Raw genomic sequence first — 24216 nt, forward strand, 5'->3', positions numbered from 1 at the left:
TTAACGCTGGCCCAAACCCCGGGGTCGACAACTTAACACTGGCCCAAGCTGAAAAAGGCGCCGTTCTGGACGTTGGCCCGGAGCGTCAGTAGACGTGCAGATGGCCGATGGCGTGAACTAAAGCATCGAGCTGAGGGCCCGGACACGCTATGTTATCGCCCGAAGGGGCCGTCATGACGTCTACCGGCAAATCCACGTCCAAGGGTCCAAGCGCTCAAGGAGGGAGGACCAGGACGCCCGTCAAGGGCGGCTTTGTTACAGGCAACTCCACCAGTATAGACAAGTTCGACCTCTCCGATCTGAACTATCTCGCAATTTACCACGCATCCGCCGAAGATAGACTCTGGATCATTAGGGCTGGAATCAAGGCCTCGCTGGCAAAGCGAATAGTAGACGACTTAGATATGCCGGTAGCTTTGACCTACAAGGCCCTGCATATTCCCATTTCGATGACCAACCGCAAGGCCACGGCCGACGCAGTGCTGCGTTCTGACGAGGGCGAGCGGATGCTCGGCTTGGCGAAGCTAGTGGGCCAGGTGGAGGCCATGGCCCAAGGCATGGAGGAAGTCGAAGGATTCGACGCGCGGGCGTGGACGTCCCGTTGGCTCAGAGAGCCTGTGCCAGCTCTCGGTGGAGCGACGCCATTGGATTATATGGACACCATGGAAGGGCAGGCTCTCGTGTCCGACACCCTGGCCCGGATCCAAAGCGGGGCCTATGGGTGACGCGCCAGTGATCATAAAGGACGCCGATGGCGTAAACTAGAGCATCGCGCTTGCGCCATCCGTCATGGCGCCGTGAGCGCCCGTTCTACGGCCTCGGGCTCGCGAGCGATCACCATCAAAAGGGTTCTGGCCGCCGCCTCGGGCCTACGGCGCCGTTGCTCCCAATCCGCCACCGCTGACGCGGAAAACCCGAACCGAGCAGCAAACTGGCTTTGGCTCAGGCCCAGCCGCTTACGGACGGCCTGGACATCCACCTCCGCAGGAACGTGAACGCGAAAGCTCCCTGCCTTAGCGCGGCCCTCGGCAACTTCCAGCGCCTCACCAAGGCCTTCCATTATCCGCCCGAAATTCTTCTTCGTCATCCGCTTACCTCCTGCCCTCGGCCTTCGCTCGCCGATGGAGGGCCCGAAGCTCGACGACAGTGTGGCGGGCTTGTCCATGGGTTGAAGGTACGGCGTTGCCGTAGTTTGGTCAATCAAACCGTGAAGAAGACCATGCGGCCAAGCGCTCAAGGTGGGAGGACTATGGCGCCTATCAAGGGCGGCTTTGTTGCAGGCAACGTCACCCTCGCCCCTGGCACCGATCGATGGCGTTGACGGCGCGGACCAGTGCTGGTCGCAAGCTCATGATGCTGGAGGCTGGCACGAGATCATGGCGCCCGCAAAGCGCCAGCACTGTGGTCAGCACTTCGTCGGAGCAGCGCATCAGGGCCACGAGGTTTTCGCCGCTTGGGCCGTTGCGGCCGTCGACCCAGTTGCGCACCGTCCGCTGGTTGGTGCGGGTGATACGGCCAATTTCCTTAAGCGCCGAAGGGGTTTGGCCCCATTCGATTAGCATGGCCGCGGCGATCGCATCGCTGAACGGCGGGTCGTCCACGACGCTTTCGACGTGAAAAGTTTTTCCGGATTCTGACCGAAAATTTCGGTCGTTCTTGGGAAAAGACATTCCTAAATCCCTCGTCTAACCTCGACGCCATGAGACTTACTGGCCCCTGTCCGACAGCAATCGGCGTTGACGATGATCGTGGCTTCTCCCGCAACGGATGTCGGATCTGAGCGGAAAATCATCCGCGCGGCGCAGTACGTGCGCATGTCGACCGAGCACCAACGGTACAGCACTTCCAACCAGGAAGACGCTATTGCTCAATACGCTGGACGGCGCGGCTTCGAAATTGTCCGTACCTATGCTGATGAGGGAAAGAGTGGGCTACGCCTTGACGGCCGCCAGGCGCTTCAAAAACTGATCGCGGACGTCCGCGCGGGCTTGGCCGACTTCGAAGCGATCCTGGTCTACGACGTCAGCCGATGGGGCCGCTTCCAGGACGCCGATGAAAGCGGCTTCTATGAGTACGTTTGCCGTGAAGCAGGTATCTCCGTCCACTACTGCGCCGAGCAGTTCGAGAACGACGGGAGCCTGAGCTCGACGATCATCAAGAGCATGAAGCGGGCGATGGCTGGCGAGTATAGCCGCGAGCTGTCGGTCAAAGTGTTCAGCGGCCAATGCCGTCTTATCACTCTAGGATTCCGGCAGGGTGGGCCGGCGGGCTACGGACTCCGCCGCCAGCTTGTTGACGAACATCGCGCGCCCAAGGCGGAACTCTCCCGCGGCGAGCATAAGAGCCTGCAGACCGACCGCGTCATTCTACAGCCCGGTCCACCGGCCGAGGTCGAGGTTGTGCGCCGGCTCTATCGAATGTTCGTGCTGCAGCGGCGATCAGAAACCGAGATCGCCGCGCAGCTCAACACCGAGGGTCTCGTCACCGATCTGGGGCGCCCCTGGACACGAGGTGTCGTCCACCAGGTGCTGACCAACGAAAAGTACATCGGCAACAACGTCTACAATCGCGTCTCCTTCAAGCTGAAGGCTAAGCGGGTCACCAACGATCCGGACATGTGGGTGCGCGCTGATGGCGCGTTCGAAGGGATCGTCGATCCAGATTTCTTCGAGGCTGCGCAACGGATCATCTTCGATCGCAGCCGGCGCTTCACCGACGAACAGTTACTGGAGCGGCTTTCGTCACTGTTAAGCCAGCGAGGCTGGCTCTCGGGTCTGGTGATCGACGAGATCGAGGACATGCCGTCCAGTTCGACGTTCCGGCACCGGTTCGGCAGCTTGCTTCGCGCCTACCAGCTGGTCGGCTTTTCCCCGGCGCGGGACTATCGGTACGTCGAGACCAACCGCGCGCTGCGGGCCCTCCACCCCGATGTCGTCGCCGGCATTATCGCGGACATTCGGAGCGCGGGCGCCAGTGTTGAACGCGATCAACACACCGACTTGCTGCACATCAATGACGAGTTCACCGCGTCGCTCGTGATCGTGCGATGTCACCTGACGCCGGCCGGCAGCCTTCGCTGGAAAGTACGGTTGGACCAGGGCCTGAGGCCGGACATCACGATCGCCGCCAGGATGACCTCCGACAACGCCACGGTTCGCGACTACTACTTGCTGCCCTGGATCGACCTGGGCGCTGCGGCAAACCTCAAGCTGGCGCCCGACAATCACATCGGACTGGACGCATACCGCTTTGATGATCTCGACGGCTTCGTCGACCTCACACGGCGGACGGCGCTGCGTGCCGCATGACCCAGACAGCGCCCGACGTTCGGATGGTGCCGGTGGACGCTATCACGGTCATCAACCCTCGAATTCGTAATCGCCGGATCTTCCAAGAGCTGGTGACCAGCATCGCGCACCTGGGGCTCAAGAAACCGATCACGGTCAGCCAGCGGCCCGGCAAGCAACGCTACGACCTGGTCTGCGGGCAAGGACGCCTAGAAGCCTTCATGGCCCTGGGCCAGCCCGAGATTCCAGCCATCATAATCGAAGCCAGCGAGGACGACTGCTTCGTGATGAGCCTGGTGGAGAACCTAGCCCGCCGGCAGCAGACGCCGCTGGAGCTCGTCCGCTCGATCGGCGCCCTGCGCGAGCGTGGTTACAGCTACCAGGAGATCGCCGGCAAGGTCGATTTCAGTCCCGAATACGTCTACGCGATTTGCTATCTCCTCGAGAACGGCGAGGAAAAGCTGATCAACGCCGTCGAGCGCGGCGTCATCCCCCACACCGTCGCGATGGAGATCGCCAAGGCCAAAGAGGGCGAAGTCCAGCAGGCGCTTGCCAAGGCCTACGAAGAGAAAGCGATCCCCGGAAACCAGGTGCTGGCGATCCGGCAAATCATCGAACAACGCAACGCCAGTGGCAAAGGCCTACATCACCGCAATGGCCCTCACCGTCCAAAGGGCCGGGTGACTTCCGAGGCTTTGATCCGTGCCTATCAGCGCGAAACCGATCGGCAGCGGCAGCTCGTGAAGCGCGCCTCGCTCACACAGAGCCGCTTGATGTTCGTGACCAATGCGCTGAAGCGTCTGCTGGCTGACGATCACTTCGTCACCTTGATGAGGGCCGAAGGCGTTGGCTCGGTGCCCACCGCGCTGGCTGAGCGCATCGGATACGATCGGGGCTGAGGATGGGTGACCAGGTCAAGATCGCGTTCGAAAAGCAGATCGTGATCTTGGCGCTCAATGACATCCTGCCCTCCAAAATGTTGCCGCCCGCAGTCAAGGAGTCCGCGAAGTATCGGCGCATCGCTGCATCCGTCGCGCAGCTGGGCTTGGTTGAACCCCTTGTCGTCTCACGGCCGAAGGGCGGCGGGCCCTACCTTCTCCTGGATGGCCATGTGCGCTTCAGCGCCATGCGCGATCAGGGTTCTAGCGAAGCGCGCTGCCTGATCGCGTCGGACGATGAAGGGTTCACCTACAACAAGCGGGTCAACCGCCTGGCGACGATCCAAGAGCACTACATGATCGTCCGAGCCCTCGAACGCGGCGTCTCTGAGGAGAAGCTGGCCAGGGCGCTGAACGTCGATGTCGGAGTGATCCGCCAGCGACGCCATCTGCTCAATGGCATCAGCGCCGACGTCGCCGAACTTCTGAAGGACAAGCCGGTAGGGACCCACACCTTCACGAAGCTGCGGAAGATGAAGCCGATCCGTCAGCTAGAGGTCGCCGAGTTGATGGTCTCGGCCAACAACTACAGCGCCAATTACGCCAAGGCGCTGCTGGCGACGACAAAATCCGTGGACCTTCACCATCCCGAGGATCTGAAGAGGGCCACGGGCCTCAACACTGAGCAGATGGCGCGGCTTGAGCGCGAGATGGCCTCGGTCAGCCACGACTACAAAGAGCTCGAAGCCTCCTACGGCGATGATATGCTGCTGCTGGTGATCGCCGCCGGCTTTTTGGAGCGGCTGCTTTCAAAGCACGAGGTCGAGCGGTTCCTGGCCGTGCGCCACGCCGAAATCTTGGAGACCTTCAGATCGATCGTCGCAGCGGCTTCGCTGGACCAGGTCCAGGCCGCGGCGTGATCCATAGGATGGGGACCGGGACCCGAAAGCGCCGGGACCGTCGGAGAAGCCGCCGGAGGGGCGGATCAATGACGGTGGCGGGAATGGCGGCGACCCCGCCGAAGCCCGCCAGGCCTGCCGTCATCAGGCAGGCCGCCCTCCCGACCGCGGACAGCGTGCCAGCAAATCAAGTTGATCACCTTGCCCGGCAATCCATCCAAGATCCAAGGCCAACCTGCTGCACCGGCAAGTCCTAGAGCTGCACTCCTGGTCGATTGGCGGCATTCAACTCGTCCCAGCGCGCTATGGAAACCAAAACGAGCGGCTCGCCCTGCGACCTAATGATCTGCACATCGCCTCGGGCTGCATAGGCCAGACACTGATCGAGCGCCAATTCCAGATCACGCCTGGTGATCTGGCGAATGAAGGGTGACTTTGCTGCACGTCCAACGATCATTGCCCGTTCCTGTTCTCAAGTTACTAGCAAACTGCTTTTCCGAGCGCGAAGCCACGCGTGATGCAAGCGGTCCTGAAATTGAACGACTCTCGGTGAGGTGTTGCGGCAGCAAGGCGTCAGCCTCGTCTCGCATCCAGAACCCTATGCCCCAATAGGGGCGCTTAAGGCTCCTAACGTTTGCCAAAGCAGAGACGTCCATCGGGTCTACACCGACACTTTCGGCAAGTTCACGCGAGCTCATGAGCATCCGCCCGCAGCTCGTGACGCTACGACGGCAAAGGCCCTTCCCACGCCGTATAAGCAGACCAACCTTGATCAAGCGCTGGATGTCTCGTGGGTTGGACTTCAAGCGAACTTCGGCGTCCTTCAAGGTCATGGGTGCGCTTTCAAGCTCAGCGGGAAAAGCCGGCAAGCCTCCTGCTTCAAGCATTGCCGCGCCCCTCAGACTAACATGCAGATGAAGGGGATCGAGGCCATAGGGCGCATTTGATCCAATGCCATCTGGTACATCTTCAGCCACCAGGACAGCAGCCCACATTGCATCCAAGTGCGCCTCCTTACCGAAGACCTCAGACAGAAGCACGCGGCATTCTCCACGCTGTGAAATTCTCTCAACTGATCGCTCAATTTCTTTAAAGAGATCCATAACTTGTTTATTATGATATTGAGGCTCCTTATAGATCAGCCTGATAGACTCACCATCAAGCGGCTCGATCTCTTTGTCCGCCAAAATTTTTTCGACAACACCAGAAGGTAATTTAAAACCACGCGATAGTTGCCTGATTGAAATCCTTGATCTTATCAGGCTTTTGATTTCTGCCAGGCTGGCGACATCTACGTCATCATGTCGACGCTCATCGCCCCCGCCTGACGGATAAGCAAGAACCAGCCCATGCCGGATAAGCCGCCGCATTGTGCTTCGGCCTAGGCGTGCAGAGGCGGCCGCCGCAGTTATGGAAAGTGTGCTGGCGCGGCCAAACAATCTCGTGGTTCGCCGCGCCTCTTGAAGAGCATGGAACACTGGTTCGGCGGCTTCCCGAGCACGCCAACTCAGATTTTTTCTAGCTTTTACAATAACGTCAGATGACACACCCCGCATCGTGCCTTCTGCGCCACCAGCGGCTCCATCGAGAATGAACCGCATGCCTGTCAGCATCGTAGCCGGATAGGTTGGGGCAGCACTTGATACCTTGCCGAGGGGATGGCCCGCGCAGCGTAGGCTTTGGCCGATCGCTACGGCCACGGACAATACGTCCTCCGGAGCAAGTGGGCGCAGGTAGTTTGGGAGCTGCTCAAGCGCACTTTGCCGAACCTGAAGCTCAAAGGAGACCAGATTGGCCGCGACGGAGAGATAAGGCCGATCAGGCGATTGGATATACGACACAGTGCCATCACGCAGGTCGAGATGGCACGATGAACATTCATGAATTGGGCCAGAATGCCACCGCAGCTGGGCCCGGCATCTAAGGCAATGCCCAACCAATAGGCTCCAATCTTCCGCGCAGAATGACAGGCGCCGCAACGACCAGGAGAAACGATGGTGCGGCGACCGCCTCAGTCCGCTTGGCGATATCGGGCACGGGGTCTGACGAAACGAATAAGGCGCGCCGTCGAGACCATAAACCGTCGTCCAATGCTCGCGCGACGCCAAACCCTTCGGGACCATTGGGTCGAGTTGATCGACACCGACACCATAGATTTTCGCTAGAACTCTTGGATCAGCTCTACCTCGGCGGAGGTCGTTCAGACTTAAGCCTGCTGGGAGGAGGAGATCGGATGGATTGCCGTAGACGTTGTGCTGGGCAACCCGACCAGCGTAGCCACGAATTGTTTCCCCTGGGATTGGGTCCAGCGGAAACAGCACCGGCTTTATGCGGGCGAGATCGAGGGCGGCCATCAGGCCGCCCCCAACAGACGAAACGGATTTCGTTGGGCAAAGTTTTGCTGAAGCGCCCACCGATCCACCGCGACCAGAAGGTCCTGCACCTCGAGGCTTTGCGCACTCCGACGTAACGCAATTTCAGTAGCGGCTTCGAATAGACGTGATACACGCCCGATAACGCCAGCGCTTACCTCAAGCAAGCACGCCAAAACATCTTCCGTAAGCAGGTCGTTTGACTGTGTAAATACCTGCCTATTATGCATTTCCGCACATAAATCATGCACAAAGGTCGCAAAAAGGTCGCGCTCTTCACCCTTGCTGGCGTCGAGCGCAGGCATGTCGAACGGTGCCAGCAGGCGCCCATTCAATTGAAGGTTTCGCTCGAATAGGTCCTTACCCTCATCGGTGCCCAAGAAGACAATCGGCACCACGCCTGCATCTAAGAACGACTTTAGGGTATCGGTGACGTCGCTGTTGGCTGACGAGCGAGCATTTAGATGTTGGACCTCGTCAATAATCAGCAGCTCGATGCCGCGCCGCTCCAGATACTGCATCACCCTGTAGGTCAGGGTCTCCTCTGTACCCCGATCCGGGTAGGGATCGCCCAGCTTCCGGAGAATTTGCACCATCAGGCGCTTGCTGGTCGTCGCGGCCTTGAGCGGCAAAAAAAGGACAGACGATGTGTTGGCGCTGTCACCGCGACGCCGATCGACAAGCGCCTTGTATTCGAGGCCGGCGGTCGACTTACCTGAGCCAGACGGGGCCAAGACCCGCAGCCCCATCTGCGGCTTGCCCCTGTTTAGGGCGCCGAGTTTTTGCAGGTAGTCGCATCGGGAGTGAAAGTTTACATGCTTCGTGTATGGGATAAATGTTGATCTAAAAAACGCTATCTTTCCTGATACGACGTTGTTCATTTCCTCCGAAAAGTCTTCGATCATTTCGATATTTTTTGCAGGGACTTTTGACCGCTTAAGCATTGCCGAATCCTTTGAATTTCTTGATGCTGAAGCCGCCAAATTTGGCCACGCCTTCTGCACTCGACTTGATCGCCGCCGACGGCTTGGAAGGTTTGGGAGCTTTACGTTTGGTGCCGCCGCGGGGTGGCCGTGAGGAAGTCAGCCCCCCATCCGCCCGATGCGCGGCCAGGGTGTCGTTCTCGATTGCAGGCGCCAGGCCGTCATGCCGCGCTGGCGCAAAGGCCAGCGCCACGCCTTCACCCTGCAGCCCCTGAACCATCGGCGACTGCAGAAGACGAGCGATCGTCCTGCGGTTCTTCAGCTTGAGCCCAGGCACCAGGCGCTCGACCCGCTGACAGAGTTCAGCCCGCCAGCGATAGCGATCTTCTCGACTGAAGAACGCCTCGTTCTCTTGGTCAGCAAGCTTGCGAAGGAATTCGTGCTGGGTCTTCGAAAGCCCTGAGGCGTAGTCGAGGTCCGTGCACGGCAAGGTGACGTAACGGTTACGCCGATCGTTCCAGACGTGAATTTCCTGCAGATTTGCAGGATTGTACTTGATCTTTACCCTTACAGACGCCGACCCCTTCGGTTGACCGGTGCGCGGCGCCAAGCCGGCAAGATCATTCAACAGGCCGCCTGTCCGGGTTTGGTCGTGGTACTGCAACCCAAGGAATTCGATCCCAGCCTTGGTGAGGCGGCGGTTGGGCTCCATCGCACCGGCCATCTTATCGAGCTGGCGAACATCACCGATAACGTTGATGGCAAACGCCTTGAGATCACGATCCCATAAATTCGCCGGCGCGGCACCGACGCCGTCGTGGACGTCCATGTGATAAAAGCTGATCGCCTCCCAGATGAGATCCTCAAGGTCCTCCAACGTGAGGATGGCGTCCTTGTGCGGGTCGATCTCAAGGTCGCGCAGAGTCTTCGGGTCGAGGGTCGACCCAGGAAGCTTGTGAAGGATGCGATCGTCGATCGTGCGGAAGAACCGTTCGATTACGGCCTTGTGGGTTGGAGATCTGATTGGCGCCCAGCGGACCGAGGTCCCCACATCGGCCATGGCGTCTTCGAAGGCGTTGCCGGCTAGCTCTAGACCGTTGTCGACAACGATTTCATCGAAGCGGCCGAAGATGTTGACCAAAATCGCGTATCGCCCACCTCTTCGACTGAGGAGGTGAAGCTTCGGCGCGTTCGCTCGCTTGATGCACTCGGTAACGGAATAGAGCGACGGAGGCTCGAATGAGAGTACGAAGCCGACGATGCAGCGCGTTTTGACATCGATGACAGCCGTCAACCAGGGCCGCCCCATAGGCAACATCTGGTCCAGGTTCATGACAACGACGTTGTCGAGAAGCTTGTGGTCTAGACATCCAAGCTCAAGGAACCGTTCAGCCTTGAGGCTCTCCCCGCAGGGTTTGAAGCGCAACGTTGCCGCCTTCTCGCCGTAACGAGCGCGGTAGGTCTCAAAGCACTCGAGCTTGCGGACGCGTTTTCGAAACGCCTCCTCGGACGGGATTTTTAGGACCGGCTGGTCGGACTTGCTTCTCCGCCGGTTCAGATAGGAAATCAGCCTGTGGAGACGCGCGAAGGCCGAAGCGATGTCTTTGGCGCGATCGCTCCAGTACAGCAGTACGAAATGCTGCATTACCGCGAGCACCGTCGGATCAAGCGGACTCCTTCGCTCAACCCGCCCGCTCATGGACAGCATCTGGCGGAGCGGTCGATCGCCTTGCTGACCCCGCTCCATAAGCCAGCGGCGGACTGTTCGCGGGGTGGGCTTTTCGCCCAGCGCTAGGACTTTCTCCGGGGCGTCAGCCCAGATTTTGGAGAGCTCTATTGCCATCCGCCGGTCGCCGAGGGCACCGACGCCGCGCTTATCAAGAGCATCCAAGACGAAACGACGCCGAGCGGCGTAACGATCGCGGCGGTGGATTTCAGCGGCGTCATACTCACGCCTTTGAGCAAGCTCCCGAACCGTTTGCTCTTTGAAATTCAGGATCCTGATGAGATCGCCATTCGCATAGGCCCTGATAGCCCAGCCCATGTCTGGCATGACGGTGAGCCCGTCAGCATTCTCGACAAGGAACGGTGTGAAGGTTCGCAGGCAGGTGAAGTGAAGGAGGCCACCGCCCAGATGGCGCTCGAACGCGACCTTTCGGTCTTGCGTGCTCCAGATCTCCCCGGGTTTAAAATTGATGGTCACGCGCGCGCCTCCGACGAGGTGAGCGACGAGCCAGGCGAGCGAACGACACTGTTGTCATTCAGCGCGCTCTGGAGATCGATACGAACGATGCGTCCGACCATCATCGCACAAATCTGGGCGCGCCCGATGCGGCGTTCACCCAAGATTTCAGCCAAGCGGCCAAAGGCGATTTCGCCGCCAGCTTGAGCCAAGGCCTCGCCCGCGAGATGAATCTCGCGAGCGCCGAACTTCACGAAGCGGTACTGCTGAACGATGCCCACGTTCGTGTTGAAGGTGGATTTCGCTCTAAGCGGCGCTCCGTGCACAACACGGAATGACCACTGCAGCGCCTGGCAAACCTTGGCCACGGCCTGGATCTTGAGCGCGTAGTCGGGATCGCGCAGCGCTCGCTGATCGTGCTTGACCTCGACCAGCTCCAAGCTGCCGTCGAACTTTTGGCGCAGGCAGTCGGCGATATAGGTGCGGCGCCGGCCGTCGAGCACGAACTCCAGACGCAAGGGCTGACTCTGATAATCGATGATCTCGGTATCGACCTCGCTGTGCACGAAGAGTGCGCGCTCATTCATGCTTTCGTGCACCAAGGCCCGCCGGGCTTTTCGACTGGCATAACTGCCAGTCACAATGCATCGCCGCCCAGTGATGATCGAGCGAATGGGCTTGCCATCGGGCGTAGTGACAAGGCGAGCGAAACTGCTGATCGCCGCCCACGAATCCGGATCAGCCGGGCGTCGAAGCCCCGCCAGCATCGTTCGACGCAATGATGGATGCCCTCCAGGTGGGGGGCTCGCCGGGTCGAAGGCAAACGTGTTCGTGTAGGCGCCGGCCGCAGCCGCTGCGCTCGTAGTCTTGTTCATGATCTCGTTCCAATTTTGAGAATTTTGGGAACGAGCACCGGCGCGCGTCAGCATTCCCCCGCTTTCGCGGGCGGTTGACTTTTGGCGCGCCTGGGAGGAAATTCAGATTGTCGGGTCCAATCGACGAATCTGGGGTTTCCCCGGCAAAAGGGTTCAAGCTTAGCTTGGGCCCTTTTGTCGTTCCACTAGCGCTCTAGGTCTTAGACTTAGTCCTAGTTCGTGGCTTTAATTCTCCTGCTCTTGAATATAGCGATCCGGCCAGAGCGTTTGCGGTGTGGAGTCCACTGCCTTAGCAATGGCGAGCTCAAGTCGCCTGGAACGCCTGTAACCACGGCTGACGATCGACACCGTGCTCGTGGCAACACCTTCAGATCTAGCAACTTGACCGAGGGATGACCCCTTGGCGGCGAGTGCCTGCTTGATCCAAAGATGAGTCTTTTCGTCGAGCACAATAAGTCCAATCCGCATACCGCGAATCGCTTGATAACATTGTTCCCAATCTCGCCGAAACATCGAATCTTAATAATTGTGCTCCGCGTCGAGAGGACGCGAGTAATAATGGGCCGTGAGGTCGTGGAATTGCCAAGGGGGTCTTGGCAATTCTGCCAAGGGGGTCTTGGCGGAATTTTAGGCCATCGCGCCAGTTACTCATCTCTAGGCGCAGCCTTTAACCCAGGCTGGGCGCCTCAACTCATTGAGATCGAACAATCAATTCACTGGACCCGTTTTCGGTCAACGCCAAGCTGATTTGATTGCCTTCCCGCTACATATACGACATCGATGGGAAGATTCCTCGGGGGAGGCACGAGCGTGGCAGACGGCGCAACCATCGTTTCTATTCGTGAGCGGCTGCTCAAAGAGCGCCATGCATTGCTGGACCTATCCAGCCGCAACAGGCTCCTCAACACGCCCCTGCGCACGCGAAACAACCGGGCGATTGAAGTCGTCGACGAAAAGTCGAGTGAGGTCTTTCGCCTTCTGACGTCGGGCAAGGCGCTTACCTTCCTGCCCGGCGTGCAGTTGACCGACGAGGAGAAGGCCGAACTCGATCCTGACGACGATGTCACCGGCGGCATCCCGCAACCCGACGATGACGTCATTGATGAGAAAGGCGTCGCATCCCGGCACGTCGATCTGCGTCTGCAAACTCGCCTGACGTCAGAAGGTCTTCAGAAGCGGCTGTTCGATGTTTGGTACGATGCTCTCACGCTCGAGCAGGAACAGGGCGTCAACGTCCTCTATCTCGCCGTCGGGCTCTTGCGTTGGTTCGACAGCGACAGCTCCGACGTCGCGCGTCACGCGCCGCTTGTGTTGTTGCCAGTCAAGCTCGAGCGCAGCAGCGCGGCCGACAAATTCAAGTTGAAATGGCGGGACGAACCACCTTCGCCGAACTTGACCCTCCAAGCCAAGATGAAGGCGGAGTTCTCGCTGACGATCGAGGACTTTACCGATGAAGACGAGGTCGATCTCGCCGCCTATTGCGCCAAGGTCGCCGCGACGGTGGCCAACCAGAAGCGCTGGGAAGTCCTGCCCGACGCCATGGTGTTGGGCTTCTTCTCTTTCTCCAAGTTCCTGATGTACCGGGACCTGGATCCCGACAACTGGCCCGAAGACGGCAATATCGACGCCCACCCAATGGTGTCGGGTTTGCTGCGAGACGGCTTCCCTGAGAGCTCTCCGCTGGTTGAGGACGGGGCGGTGATCGACGAGGCCATCCCGCCGATCGAGCTACACCACGTCGTCGACGCCGATAGCTCCCAGACAGTGGCGATCGCCGAGGCGGCGGGCGGGCGGACGCTCGTGGTCAAGGGCCCGCCCGGCACCGGCAAGTCTCAGACCATCACCAACATCATCGCCGCGGCCGTGGCGCGCGGCAAGAAGGTGCTGTTCGTCGCCGAGAAGATGGCGGCCCTGGATGTGGTCCACCGCCGACTTCGGCAGGTTGGGCTGGGTCCCCTGACCTTGGAGCTTCACTCCAATAAGGTGAACAAGCGCACTGTGCTCGAGGAGTTGAAGCGTACGCGCGACGCCCAGCACCGGCCACCGCGTGGCGATCTGTCCGTAATCCAAAAGCTTGGCGACACCGGGACCGCGCTCAACACCTTCGCCAAGCGTCTGCATGCGCCTTTGCAGCCCAGCGAGCTCTCGCCTCAGGCCATTTTGGGTCGGTTGGCCAAAAGCCAGGGCTCCGAAGGGCTGACCGGTTTCGCCCTGGTCGGCGCTGACACATGGAATAAGGAGGCGGTGAAGGAGCGGCGGGTCATGGCTGGCGATGTGGCCGACAGACTGCGAGCAATCGGCCCGCCTCCCGAACATGTCTGGCGGGGTGTGCAAAGAGGACCGATTGACCCCGTGGAACGGGCGACGCTGGCCAAGCAGATCGAAGCTCTTTCGGCGATCTTGGCGGACGCGGTCGCTGAAGCGTCCGTAGCCGAGCTCCTTGGAGCGCCGCCGGCGCAGACCATCGAAGCCCTGGATAGAAGCCTTTCGTTCCTGCGCATCATGCCGGTGCCCAAGAGCGTCGATCGCGCCGCGCTGACGGCGCCGGAATGGCTGACGCCTGGACTGGATGGCCTGAAGGATTTGATCGAGGCGGGGCGAACTTACTCTGCGGCCTGGGCACTCGCCGCGGCGGAATTCAATGATGCTGGCCAGGCGGCGCAACTCGACACCGCGCGTGTCGCCGTTGTCACGAAAGGCAGCAGCTTCCTGCGGTTCCTAGATGGAAATTATCGCGCCCAGATCGCGCTCCTACGTTCCTATCTGAAAGTGCCTCTGCCGAAGACCCAATCGGACCGGATCGGGCTGATCGACAAGATGCTGGCGGCTCAGGCGGCCAAGACGAAGTTCGAGCAGGCTGCGCCGGCGGGGCGCGCTTTTGGCGCGACCTGGAAGGCCGAGCGTTCCGATTGGACGGTGCTCGAGAGCATCATTGATTGGCGAGGCGTCCACGCGGCCTTGCCCGCCGAGGTCTGGCGTCGCCTGGCCGAGACGACCGAGCCTGAGAAATTGGAACGCGCGTGCGCCGCTCTTTCAGCCCGATTGGCTGAACTGAAGGCGGCGTTGGATGGCCTGTTTGTTGAGTTGGAGCTGAACCTGCCGCGGGCGTTTGGCGTCGTCGATGCAAAGGCGATCGCGATCGGTGAGCTCGCTGAGCGCTTCAGCGCTTGGAATGCCGATCTCGAAGCGCTTAGCGGCTTCATCGCTTTTGCTACGGTCGCCGGCAAATTCGCAGAAGCGGGTTGCGTGATGTTGGTCGACGCTGTCCACGATGGTCGGCTGAAACCCGACGAGATCGTCCCCGCGCTCGATCGCGCCTATTCCGAAGTGTTGCGGCTGGCCTTATTCGCGGCGTGGCCTGAACTGCGCGGCTTCGATGGCGACACGCATAACAACGCTGTCTCGCTGTTTCGCCAATTGGACCGCGCCCGGATCGAGCTGGCGCAGGAACAGATCGTCGCCGCTCACGCGGAGGGGCGTCCGCGCGGCGCCGCCGGCATCGGGCCGCTCGGCGTGTTGAACGCCGAAATGGCGCGCAAGCGAGGTCACTTGCCGATCCGTGTGCTGCTTGAGCGCGCGGGGCCGGCGGTCCAGCAGTTGAAGCCTGTCTTTATGATGAGCCCACTGTCAGTGGCCCAATTCCTCAAGCCCGGTGGATTGACCTTCGATATCCTCGTTATGGACGAAGCCAGTCAGATCGAGCCCGTCGACGCCTTGGGATCAGTTGCCCGCGCCAGTCAGTTGGTTGTCGTCGGCGACGAACGTCAGCTGCCGCCAACGGCCTTCTTCAAGAAACTCACCGGCGAAGAAGATCCCGAGGAGACCGCCGACGGCGTCACCATCCAGGCCAAGGACGCCGAGAGCATCCTAGAGCTATGCCTGGCCAAGGGCGTACCTCATCGAATGCTGAGCTGGCACTACAGGTCCAAACACCAGTCTCTGATCGCGGTGTCGAACCGCGAGTTCTACGAGAACAAACTCTTCATCGTCCCAAGCCCGTATGACGCCGTGGCTGGCATGGGACTTAAGTTCAACCTACTGAAAGACGCGCCTTATGATCGGGGCGGGACACGAACCAACCCCGGTGAGGCGCGGATCATTGCCGAAGCCGTCATAACCCATGCGCGCAGCCATCCAGAACAGAGCCTGGGCGTCGCGACCTTTTCGGTCTCGCAGCGTCAAGCCGTCCTGAAGGAGCTGGAGCTGCTGCGCCGAGCCAATCCCGACGTGGAAGAATTCTTCGGCGGCGGAACAAACGAGCCATTCTTCGTCAAAAACCTGGAGAACATCCAGGGCGACGAACGCGATGTGATCTTCATCTCGGTAGGTTACGGCAAGACCGAGCAAGGCTATCTCGCGCATGCCTTTGGGCCACTTAGCGGCGAAGGCGGTGAGCGCCGCCTAAACGTGCTGATCTCTCGCGCCAAGCTGCGTTGCGAGGTGTTCTGCAACTTCACGGGCGCAGACATAGATCTCGAGCGCACGAGAGCCCGGGGTGTCGCCGCCCTGAAGTTGTTCCTGACCTTCGCCGAGACCGGGCATTTCGGTTTGGGTGAAACGACGGGAGAGGATTTCGACAGCGAGTTCGAAATCCAGGTCTGCGAACGCCTCCAGGCGCTCGGCTACGATGTGAAACGTCAGATTGGCGCCTCGGGCTTCCGAGTCGATCTAGCGATCTCGGACCCGGAGAAGCCTGGCCGGTTCGTGCTCGGCATCGAATGCGATGGCGCTCAATATCACTCGTCACGCTCGGCCCGGGATCGTGATCGGTTACGCCAACAAGTACTGGAAGCGCACGGCTGGATCATCCATCGCGTCTGGAGCGCCGATTGGTATCTTCGCCCCCAGCAAGAGCTCAAGAAGATCGAGGCCGCCATCGCCGCTGCCAAGGGCGTCTGGCATGATCGGGACGAGGAGGGTTTCCGCCCGGCTCGTGCGGTCCCGGTCTCCTTCGAAGGTGAGCGCATCGACGATACCGAGGTCGTCACCGCGTTCATGGAGATCGGAGCGACCTTTACCCATGAACCTGAGCGCACGCCCTATGTGGAAGCCGAGTTCCCCGTTAACGCACGCGTCGAGCCTCACGAGGCGCCACTAGCCGAAATGGCCGCCTATGTGATCAAGATCGTGGAGATCGAGGGACCTATTCACCTGGACGAGATCACGGCGAGGGTTCGTATTTTGTGGGGCCTGGCCAGAGCCGGCTCTCGTATCCGGGCCGCCGTGGCGTCGGCGGCTTCGGTCGCCACCCAAAGAGGCCTGATCCAAGGCGGACCGTTCTTCGTGGCGCCGGATAAGCCAGTGATCGTTCGCGATCGTTCGCTGGTCGGGTCGGCCACGCTTCGCAAGCCCGAGATGCTGCCACCGGCCGAGATCGACGAAGCCCTTTTGCGGGTCGTCGATGATAACTTTGGAGCCGCGAGCGGCGACCTGGTGCAGGCCGTTTCGAGACTCTTTGGCTATTCCGCCACCAGCGCCCAACTGCGCGGGGTCCTTTTGGAAGGTGTCGAGCGACTGGTCGGTATCGGCGCGCTCGTGCAGAAGGGCGAGCTGCTGGTACGCGCGAAGGTGTCGACATGAACTGGCTTGGCGTCGATCATTTCGTGAAGGTGCGGAGCGCGCTGGCGCTTCGCACCGCCGAAGCCCGTTTTCTCGAAATCGGCGGCAAACGCTCGCATGCGGCGCTAGACGACGACGAAGGCATGGTGCTGGGCGATCTCGCTTCCGACGCGCCGCCTATGGTGTTCCATCTGACCTACGAGGATAGCGCGGGCGCGATCTCTCAGCGGATCGTGACTTTGAGGCGCATCGAGGTGCGAAGCGACAAGGCCATGCTCTTGTGCTTGTGCCATCTAAGGTCGGCGCCGCGTCGCTTCTCCCTGGATCGAATCAGCGAGGTCTTCGACGCCTCCACTGGGGAGGTCCACGCTGACGCCCGAACATTCTTCCTGTCCCATCCCTTGCTCTACCAGCCTGAAACCCATGAAGATCGGGCGTTTCATCTCTGCGCCGATGAACTGACTATCCTGACCGTAGTCGGCGCGGCTGACGGCCGGTTTGATCCTGGCGAGCAAGACCAGCTTCTCGTCCACGTCTTCGACCGTTATCTCGATGGCCCACTCGAGGAGGACATCGTGCGCCGCCAACTGGCGTTGATGACACCCGATGAAGCCGCCTTTCAGACTTCGCTGAGACGAATTGCTTCGGGGAGCCGAGGGGACGCGCGCATGCTGACGCGGACGTTGCGTCGGGTGGTTGAGGCCGACGGAGTTTTGGACTCCGCCGAATTGGCATTCGTCAGTGCCATCCAATCGGAACTCAAGCAGCCTACCTAATTCTTCTCTGACCTTGGAGAGTCTGCTTGGGCATGGGCGACACCGTCGCCGGCGCGGCTCCGATCCTGACTTATCGCGGACGTTGGGAAGGTCCGCTTCGGGGCTCACTATTATCCCGAGCTACAAAGCGCTAAGGGGGCCTTGCTATTTGCCGTTCAATCCAAGGGAGCGAATCGCTGCTATAACACTAATGAAGCGTGGCCTCTGGGGTGCGCGCAACGCACCGACCCATGGCGACGCCGCTTACAAAAAGAAGAAAAAGGGACCAAAGTCTCTATACGCGACCGGCGGAGATCGAAGCGTCGATCGACCGTCTTCTAGCGACGCCTCGCGCGGAGATACTCGAACGACTTCTTGTCCGTTCACGCACCGACCCCGACCATATCCCGTCGGAGGCAATCATCCACCTGATCCGCGCGACCAGGTCGGACAATGACCATGCCTATTTCGACGCCTTGTACGCCGAACTCCTACGCCGCATCGCCAGAGTGTTACCGCGAGCCGAGGAGCGGACGTCCGACGGGCGGGATGGCAAGAACGTTTCGCGCGAGCAGGTTCGCGACGACGTGGCCGACAAGTTCACCGAGGCCTTGGCTGAGGATCTGAACCACCAAGGCGACGCGCTCGATATTTTCGAATGCCGGTTTGACTATGCGATCGACAAACTCAGAAGCAGCGCCTGGCGCCGGTTGGGTACGGAGCGCGATCGGCGGGATATCAAGACGGTCGAGGAGCTGAGTCTGGCGGTAGAGAATGGCGACAAGGAATTTCTCGCCCTTCGCGATAAACTTTTTTCAGATCCAACTTCCCGGATACGTCTCCATGCGATGATTGACAGCCTGCAAGACAAGGATCGCAGGATCATGCAGATGCTCATCGCGGATTTTACAATCCATTCGACAAAGCCTGACGAAGTGACAATCAGTGGCGTACTCGGCTGTGACGAGAGCACCGTGCGCAATCGGCGCGACGCTTTCATCAAAGCCATGCGCGCTGTCGGCAGCGCGGAAGACAAATCATGATCCGCCGCATTGAACCCGACGAACGTGATGTTCTGGATGATTTCCTGTCGGAGCCATCTACGGGCCGGGATACGCTCGAGCTCTATCTGCGGCTCTACCCGAGCCATGCCGACGCGATTCTCGATCTTTATCATTCGATCCAGCGGCCAATCGAAGCCGCCTCGGGCGCCGAGGTGGACGAGGCGTGGGTCGCGCGCGGCGTGGCTAAGTTGCGCCAACGCCTCCACACGCATGACGTGGTGGACCCGTTCAAGGGCCTAAAGCCGGCGCGCTTCAACGCCATCAAGGCTAAGCTTGGTATCCGCTCCAGCACCTTGACGGGTTTTCGCGATCGCCTCGTGGCCGTGGCGACCGTGCCTTCCCACGTGCTGCGCGCCTTGGCCGAGGCGCTTGAGGTGGCGCTTGAGGACTTCATGGCGTTCCTGGAGCTTCCGCCGCGCCAGGCGGTCGGAAGGAGCTATCGCGCCGACGGCAAGCCTCAGGCGTCGGGCGAGAAGGTTTCGTTCGAGGAATTGCTCCAGGCCTCCAACGAACCGGCCGAGGTCCGCGCCCGTCTGCTGAAAACGGACACCTGAGATGAGCGCCGTCGAGCTGGGAAGGCAGACGGCGTCTCGGCTTCACCGCGAAGCCCTCGCGGCCGGAGCCATCGCGTTCAATCCGCTGGAGGTGGTCGCCAAGGTCGCCGAGGCTCTCGAGGTTTGCCTGGAGGATCTCGACGCCGGCGCGCCGCAGCTTCAGTCCGCGCAGGCCCTTTATGATCCAGGGTCGCGCACGATCTTCTATCCGCGCGGGGCGGAGCCGTTCTGGGCGGCCTTTCTGATCGGCCACGAGCTGGGTCATGTTTGCCTGGGCGACGACCAGGTCGAGGATCTTGCCCAGGAGGTTGATCCGACCCGGTGCGCGGAGGCCGCACCCGTGGGCGAGGACCGGGTGATCGACTACAGCCGGCGCTCTCGCCGGGAGGTCCAGATGGACCTGTTCTCCCGCGAATTGCTCCTGCCACGGTTTTGGGCCCGGCGACTGCACATAGACGATGGCCTGTCAGCGAGCGACATCGCCGCGAGGCTTGGTGCGCCCTTTGACGTCGTGGCCCAGCAGCTTCTCGACGCGTTGCTGTTGCCCGAGATCGTCCTGTCGACCAAACCGGCCGAGGAAAAGCCGTTGAACCCCGCCCAGCAGCGCGCGGCCGACCATCAGGAAGGTCCGTTTGCGCTGGAAGCGGGTCCAGGGACGGGAAAGACCCAGACCCTGGCGGCGCGTGTAGGCGTTCTGCTGGATCGGGGTGTCGATCCACGATCCATCCTGATCCTCACCTTCTCCAACAAGGCCGCCGGCGAGCTGGCCGAGCGGATCGCCAGTCAATCGCCCGAGGCGGCCGTGTCTGCCTGGATCGGCACCTTCCACGGTTTTGGACTGGATCTTCTCAAGACCTATTTCGATCGGCTCGGCTATCTTCGTGAGCCCTCCCTGATGGATCGGACCGAGGCTATCGCGCTTCTGGAGGCGGAGGTTTCGCGCCTGGGGCTGAGCCATTATCGTGATCTTTGGGACCCGACCGACAATTTGCGGGCGATCCTCAACGCGGTGTCGCGCGCGCAGGACGAGGTCGCCGGGCCGGAGCGCTATGCCGAGTGCGCCGAGGGCATGAAAGCCGCCGATCCGGAGGCGGCCGAGAAGGCCATCGAGGTCGCCGCCGTTTACCGACGCTACCAGGAGATCAAGCAGGAGCGGCAAGCTGTCGATTTCGGTGACCTTGTCACGCTTCCGGTGCGGTTGCTTCGTGAGCATCCAGATGTCCGCCAAGCCCTACAGGCCCGCTACCAGCATATCCTCGTCGATGAGTATCAGGACGTGAACCGAAGCAGCGTCGCGCTGCTGGAACTGCTGCTGGGGCCGCAACGCAATCTCTGGGTCGTCGGTGACGCGCGGCAGGCCATCTACCGTTTTCGCGGTGCCTCGTCCTTCAACATGGCCCGGTTCGGCGCGCCCGACTTCGCGCCCGCCAAGCGCGATCGCCTTGAGGTCAATTATAGGTCCCACAAGGAGATCGTCGACGCGTTTGGTGACTTTGGCGTGGCGATGAAAGCCGGGGCGGGGAGCGACGAACGGCTGGAGGCGTCCCGGGGGCGATGCGGAACCGGTCCCGTCCATCATACAGTCGGCACCAAGGACGAAGAGGGCGCAGGCGCGGCTGCGGCGATCGAGGCGGCTCGCAAGGAGGGCTACGCCTATCGTCAGCAAGCCGTCTTGTGCAAAGGCAATGACCGTCTGGCGCGCATCGGCGAGGACCTCGAGCGGCGCGGTATTCCCGTCCTTTTCCTGGGCAGCCTCTTCGAGCGGCCCGAAATCAAGGATTTGCTTTCCTGGCTCACGCTCCTGGTGGACGGGCGCGCCATGGGTCTGGTCCGTCGAAGGGCGCCCTTGGCGCTCAATCTCCAGCTCGCGGACGCGCACATCGTCGTCTCCAGCCTGCGCGCGATCGACGCCAAGCCGCTCGCCTGGAAACATGAGGCCTTCGAAAAGCTGAGCCCGGAAGGGCGAGCCGGGCTCGACCGCATCGCCTCGGCGCTGGAGGGCTTTGGACCCGACGCCCAGCCCTGGGCCGTGCTGACGCACCTGCTGCTCGACCGCACGCGGGTAGCCGCCGATCTTGCGTCCAACGACACGGTGGCCGCGCGCGCTCAGTCGGCGGCGATATGGCAGTTCATGAATTTCCTGCGTGTCCAGCCCGCTGGACAAGGCCTCCCCATTCGACGGCTGCTCGATCGTATTCGACGGCTGGTGCGCCTGGCTGACGATCGCGAGCTTCGGCAGTTGCCGGAGGCGGCTCAGACCATCGACGCGGTACGACTGATGACAATCCACGGCAGCAAGGGGTTGCAGTTCGACGTCGTCCACGTCCTGGGTCTCAATCAGCAGAGCTTGCCAAGGACCGGTGGGCCGCCCCCATCATGCCCGCCGCCCGACGGCTTGATCGTCGGGGCGACCGAGGCGGGAAGCACTTTCGTTAAGGCCTCCGACGCCGAGGAGCAGGAGTGCCTGTTTTATGTCGCACTCTCCCGCGCGCGCGACCGGCTGACCATCCACTCGGTTCGTCGCAACGCCGCCGGGGCGTCGCGACCGGCATCGAGCTTCCTCGTCCGGATTGGTGGCCTGACCAGGACGGATTTGGACCTGTCGTCGAGCGTTCTGCCAGATGAGGACGGCCGGCCACTTGCGGTGGATCTTGGCCAGCCGATCGCCATGACCCTGGAACACCTCGAATCCTATGGGCGGTGTCCACGAAGATTTCTCTATACCCACGTCCTTCAGATTGGCGGCCGCCGCGCCGAGACGCCGTTCACGGACATGCACACCGTCGTGCAGGCCACGGTGGCGCGCCTCTGCGCCGGGGACTGCGGGGAAGCCGATATCGTCTTCGCGGAGGTTTGGGCCCAGTCACGCGTCGCCGACCATGTCTACGCCGACGACTATCGCCTGATGGGATTGGGACTGGTCCGGGCGTTCGTGAGTTCGCGCAGCGCCGCGGTGCTGGCCGAGGCGGTCGAGTTGCGCCACGCATCGACCGCGGCGGTGATTCACGTCCGGCCCGACGAGGTTTTGGATGCAAGCGGGACCCGGATCGCCCGCCGTGTACGGACGGGCAAGAGACCCTCCAAGGAGCGACGGCTGGGTGAGGAGGCCTTCGCGCTCGCCGCGCTGGCCCTCGGCTCGGTGACCGCTGCGGAGGTCGTCTACCTCGCGGACGGGGCCGAACCTGCGCGCCTGGAGTTCAAGGACGCTGCCGCCCGGAAGAAAAAGGCGGATCAGGTGGCGGCTTTGCTCGCGGGCCTGGCCGCCGGTTGCTTTCCGATGAAGGAATCCGAGCGATCGTGCCCGTCCTGTCCGGCCTTTTTCGTCTGCGGACCGGTCGTGCCCGGCGCTCTCGAAAAAAAGTTGGAAGGCCCGTTCCCGGTTTCGGCGGGCTGACGGGATTGCCCTTGTAAGGCCGTCATGGGGCGGCCGAGCAAGAAGGTATCCCTTACTATGAACACCGAAGATCTCCAGGACGATCGCACCGACGTCCAAGAACGCTACGCCTATCAGCTGGCGGTCGGCGACCTCGCCTTCCGTCAGTTCCACACGCTCGACCCGGCTCCCGCCGGGGTGCAGATCCTGGCGGCGGCGGCGCTGCGACCGGCCAGCGCTTATAGCCTGGTGGCGCTCCTGCCCTCGGGCGACTTCGAGGACATCCGCCTTAACGAACCCTATGACCTGCGCGGCAAGGGTGTGGAGCGGCTGATCGCTTTCCAGACCGACCGCCTCTACCGTCTGGACGCCAACGGCGCCCAGGTGCTGTGGGGCGTGGCCTCGATCCCCGCGACGGTGCTGCGGGAGTTGACGGGCGCGTCCCCGGACCAAGCCATCTTCCTGGATGTGCCGGGCGGTCAGGACCGCCTGATCCCGGACGATGGCGCGCTCGACCTCAACCCGGTCGGCGTGGAGCGTGTCATCCTCGCGCCCAAGCCGAACCCGGGCTTCGAGGTGGTCGTGATCTACAATGGCCAGCCCACCACGGTCCGCGTCACGCCGCACGAGCTGATCCAGGCCGTGCTGGACGCCGCGCGCGCCGCCTTCGGGCATCCGCCCGGCGAGCTGGCCCTCTTCAACGAGGCCGGCGGCGAGCTGAACCCCGGTCAGACGGTGCAAGCGGCCGGCGTTCACCCGCACGACCGCCTCCTGCTGCGCCCGCGCGTCGTCCAGGGGGGCTAAGGCCATGCGCTTCCAGCTCCCCATCGCCTTGCTTGAGGAAACCTTCGAGCATCTGCGGTCGTGCGGGGCGGGGCGTCGCGAGTGCCAGGCGCTCTGGGTCAGCCCTTGGGCCGATCCGGAGCGTCTGAGCGCCGTGGTGCATCCGCGCCATGTCGCCAGCGCCGTGGGCTTCCAGGTCGACGACGCCTGGCTGAATGCCTTCTGGGGTCGTTTGGCCGATGAGGGCCTGGGCGTTCGCGTCCAGGTCCACACCCATCCAGGCGCGGCCTTCCACTCGGCGACCGACGACGCCTTTCCGCTCATCCACACGCCGGGCTTCCTGAGCCTGGTCATCCCCCGGTTCGCGCAAGGCCCGGTCGGTTTCGACCAGGCCTTTCTTGCCGAAATCCAACCTGGCGGCGGCTGGCGCGCCAGGCTTATCCAAGACGCACTGGAGTTGGTGTAATGTTGATCGAAGCCCTGAACCGGACCCTGCTGCTGATGGGCACGGCCCTGGATTCGGCCTGTTCGCTCGAGACCCGGTTGAGCGCCCTGACCTCGACACGGGTGTTGATCCGCGCTGAACCGGCCGTCCTGGCCACGGCCTCGGGGCAGACCGCCCTGGTCACCGCCGCCACCCTGATGGCCCGCAGCGGCCATGAGGTGTGGATCGAGGCTCAGGAGGCGGCGCTGGCGGCCCCCCAACCGCCGC

General features: G+C 61.7%; 19 protein-coding genes. 12 read left to right on the forward strand and 7 right to left on the reverse strand.

Going from position 1 to position 24216, the window contains the following annotated elements; all coding sequences use genetic code 11:
* The first annotated feature begins 173 nt into the window (after positions 1-173).
* Complete coding sequence (locus PMI01_RS03420) at positions 174-725, forward strand: antitoxin Xre/MbcA/ParS toxin-binding domain-containing protein (protein ID WP_081497631.1); 552 nt, start codon at positions 174-176, stop codon at positions 723-725.
* Positions 726-787: 62 nt separating this feature from the next.
* Here PMI01_RS03420 and PMI01_RS03425 read toward each other — a convergent pair whose 3' ends face one another.
* Both PMI01_RS03425 and PMI01_RS03430 read right to left on the reverse strand, forming a co-directional pair.
* Positions 788-1087: a helix-turn-helix domain-containing protein gene (locus tag PMI01_RS03425; RefSeq protein WP_035034305.1), complete on the reverse strand. Its 300-nt coding sequence runs from the start codon at positions 1085-1087 to the stop codon at positions 788-790.
* 199 nt (positions 1088-1286) lie between these two features.
* The gene (locus PMI01_RS03430) at positions 1287-1670 is read right to left on the reverse strand and encodes a hypothetical protein (protein WP_007663038.1); all 384 of its coding nucleotides are present in this window, start codon (positions 1668-1670) and stop codon (positions 1287-1289) included.
* Between the two features lie 72 nt (positions 1671-1742).
* On the opposite strand from PMI01_RS03430, the gene PMI01_RS03435 reads away from it, so the two are divergent.
* From PMI01_RS03435 to PMI01_RS03445, 3 genes are read left to right on the forward strand one after another with little or no spacing between them, the layout of a single operon-like run.
* The gene (locus PMI01_RS03435; RefSeq protein ID WP_007663039.1) at positions 1743-3308 is read left to right on the forward strand and encodes a recombinase family protein; all 1566 of its coding nucleotides are present in this window, start codon (positions 1743-1745) and stop codon (positions 3306-3308) included.
* On the forward strand, positions 3305-4186 hold the full coding sequence (locus PMI01_RS03440) for a plasmid partitioning protein RepB C-terminal domain-containing protein (protein ID WP_007663040.1): 882 nt from the start codon (positions 3305-3307) through the stop codon (positions 4184-4186). The genes PMI01_RS03435 and PMI01_RS03440 overlap by 4 nt, the downstream gene beginning before the upstream one ends.
* 2 nt (positions 4187-4188) lie before the next feature.
* On the forward strand, positions 4189-5085 hold the full coding sequence (locus PMI01_RS03445; RefSeq protein WP_007663053.1) for a plasmid partitioning protein RepB C-terminal domain-containing protein: 897 nt from the start codon (positions 4189-4191) through the stop codon (positions 5083-5085).
* A 380-nt stretch (positions 5086-5465) separates the two neighbouring features.
* Here PMI01_RS03445 and PMI01_RS26925 read toward each other — a convergent pair whose 3' ends face one another.
* The 5 genes from PMI01_RS26925 to PMI01_RS28165 all read right to left on the reverse strand — a co-directional run bounded on the left by PMI01_RS26925 (position 5466) and on the right by PMI01_RS28165 (position 11929).
* Positions 5466-7418, reverse strand: a complete 1953-nt coding sequence (locus tag PMI01_RS26925; protein ID WP_007663064.1) for a hypothetical protein — start codon at positions 7416-7418, stop codon at positions 5466-5468.
* Positions 7418-8380, reverse strand: a complete 963-nt coding sequence (locus PMI01_RS03450; protein WP_007663074.1) for an ATP-binding protein — start codon at positions 8378-8380, stop codon at positions 7418-7420. The genes PMI01_RS26925 and PMI01_RS03450 overlap by 1 nt, the downstream gene beginning before the upstream one ends.
* On the reverse strand, positions 8373-10562 hold the full coding sequence (locus tag PMI01_RS03455; RefSeq protein WP_035034307.1) for a Mu transposase C-terminal domain-containing protein: 2190 nt from the start codon (positions 10560-10562) through the stop codon (positions 8373-8375). The genes PMI01_RS03450 and PMI01_RS03455 overlap by 8 nt, the downstream gene beginning before the upstream one ends.
* Positions 10559-11416 (reverse strand): TnsA endonuclease N-terminal domain-containing protein, encoded by an 858-nt coding sequence (locus tag PMI01_RS26340; RefSeq protein ID WP_157223660.1) that lies wholly within the window; start codon positions 11414-11416, stop codon positions 10559-10561. Before PMI01_RS26340 ends, PMI01_RS03455 begins: the two co-directional genes overlap by 4 nt.
* 225 nt (positions 11417-11641) lie before the next feature.
* Positions 11642-11929 carry a helix-turn-helix domain-containing protein gene (locus PMI01_RS28165; protein WP_081497630.1) on the reverse strand — a complete coding sequence of 96 codons (288 nt, stop codon included), beginning with the start codon at positions 11927-11929 and terminating at the stop codon, positions 11642-11644.
* 297 nt (positions 11930-12226) lie between these two features.
* Here PMI01_RS28165 and PMI01_RS03465 point away from each other — a divergent pair, with 297 nt between their 5' ends.
* The 8 genes from PMI01_RS03465 to PMI01_RS03500 all read left to right on the forward strand — a co-directional run.
* On the forward strand, positions 12227-16996 hold the full coding sequence (locus PMI01_RS03465; protein ID WP_007663086.1) for a DUF3320 domain-containing protein: 4770 nt from the start codon (positions 12227-12229) through the stop codon (positions 16994-16996).
* Positions 16993-17751: a tellurite resistance TerB family protein gene (locus PMI01_RS03470; RefSeq protein ID WP_007663089.1), complete on the forward strand. Its 759-nt coding sequence runs from the start codon at positions 16993-16995 to the stop codon at positions 17749-17751. The genes PMI01_RS03465 and PMI01_RS03470 overlap by 4 nt, the downstream gene beginning before the upstream one ends.
* A 230-nt stretch (positions 17752-17981) precedes the next feature.
* Entirely contained in the window at positions 17982-18773 is a 792-nt protein-coding gene (locus PMI01_RS03475) for a hypothetical protein (protein ID WP_007663092.1), read from the forward strand.
* Positions 18770-19348, forward strand: a complete 579-nt coding sequence (locus PMI01_RS03480) for a hypothetical protein (protein ID WP_007663103.1) — start codon at positions 18770-18772, stop codon at positions 19346-19348. Before PMI01_RS03475 ends, PMI01_RS03480 begins: the two co-directional genes overlap by 4 nt.
* 1 nt (position 19349) lies before the next feature.
* Positions 19350-22742 carry a UvrD-helicase domain-containing protein gene (locus PMI01_RS03485; RefSeq protein WP_007663108.1) on the forward strand — a complete coding sequence of 1131 codons (3393 nt, stop codon included), beginning with the start codon at positions 19350-19352 and terminating at the stop codon, positions 22740-22742.
* Positions 22743-22799: 57 nt separating this feature from the next.
* Entirely contained in the window at positions 22800-23525 is a 726-nt protein-coding gene (locus PMI01_RS03490; RefSeq protein ID WP_051989886.1) for a multiubiquitin domain-containing protein, read from the forward strand.
* A 4-nt stretch (positions 23526-23529) separates the two neighbouring features.
* A complete protein-coding gene (locus tag PMI01_RS03495; RefSeq protein ID WP_007663116.1) occupies positions 23530-23970 on the forward strand; it encodes a Mov34/MPN/PAD-1 family protein in 441 nt (146 codons plus the stop codon).
* Positions 23970-24216, forward strand: a 247-nt coding sequence (locus PMI01_RS03500; RefSeq protein ID WP_007663119.1) for a hypothetical protein, incomplete at its 3' end; no start/stop codon positions are given. The genes PMI01_RS03495 and PMI01_RS03500, both read left to right, overlap by 1 nt.

The sequence above is a fragment of the Caulobacter sp. AP07 genome (assembly GCF_000281955.1).
Lineage (GTDB): Bacteria > Pseudomonadota > Alphaproteobacteria > Caulobacterales > Caulobacteraceae > Caulobacter.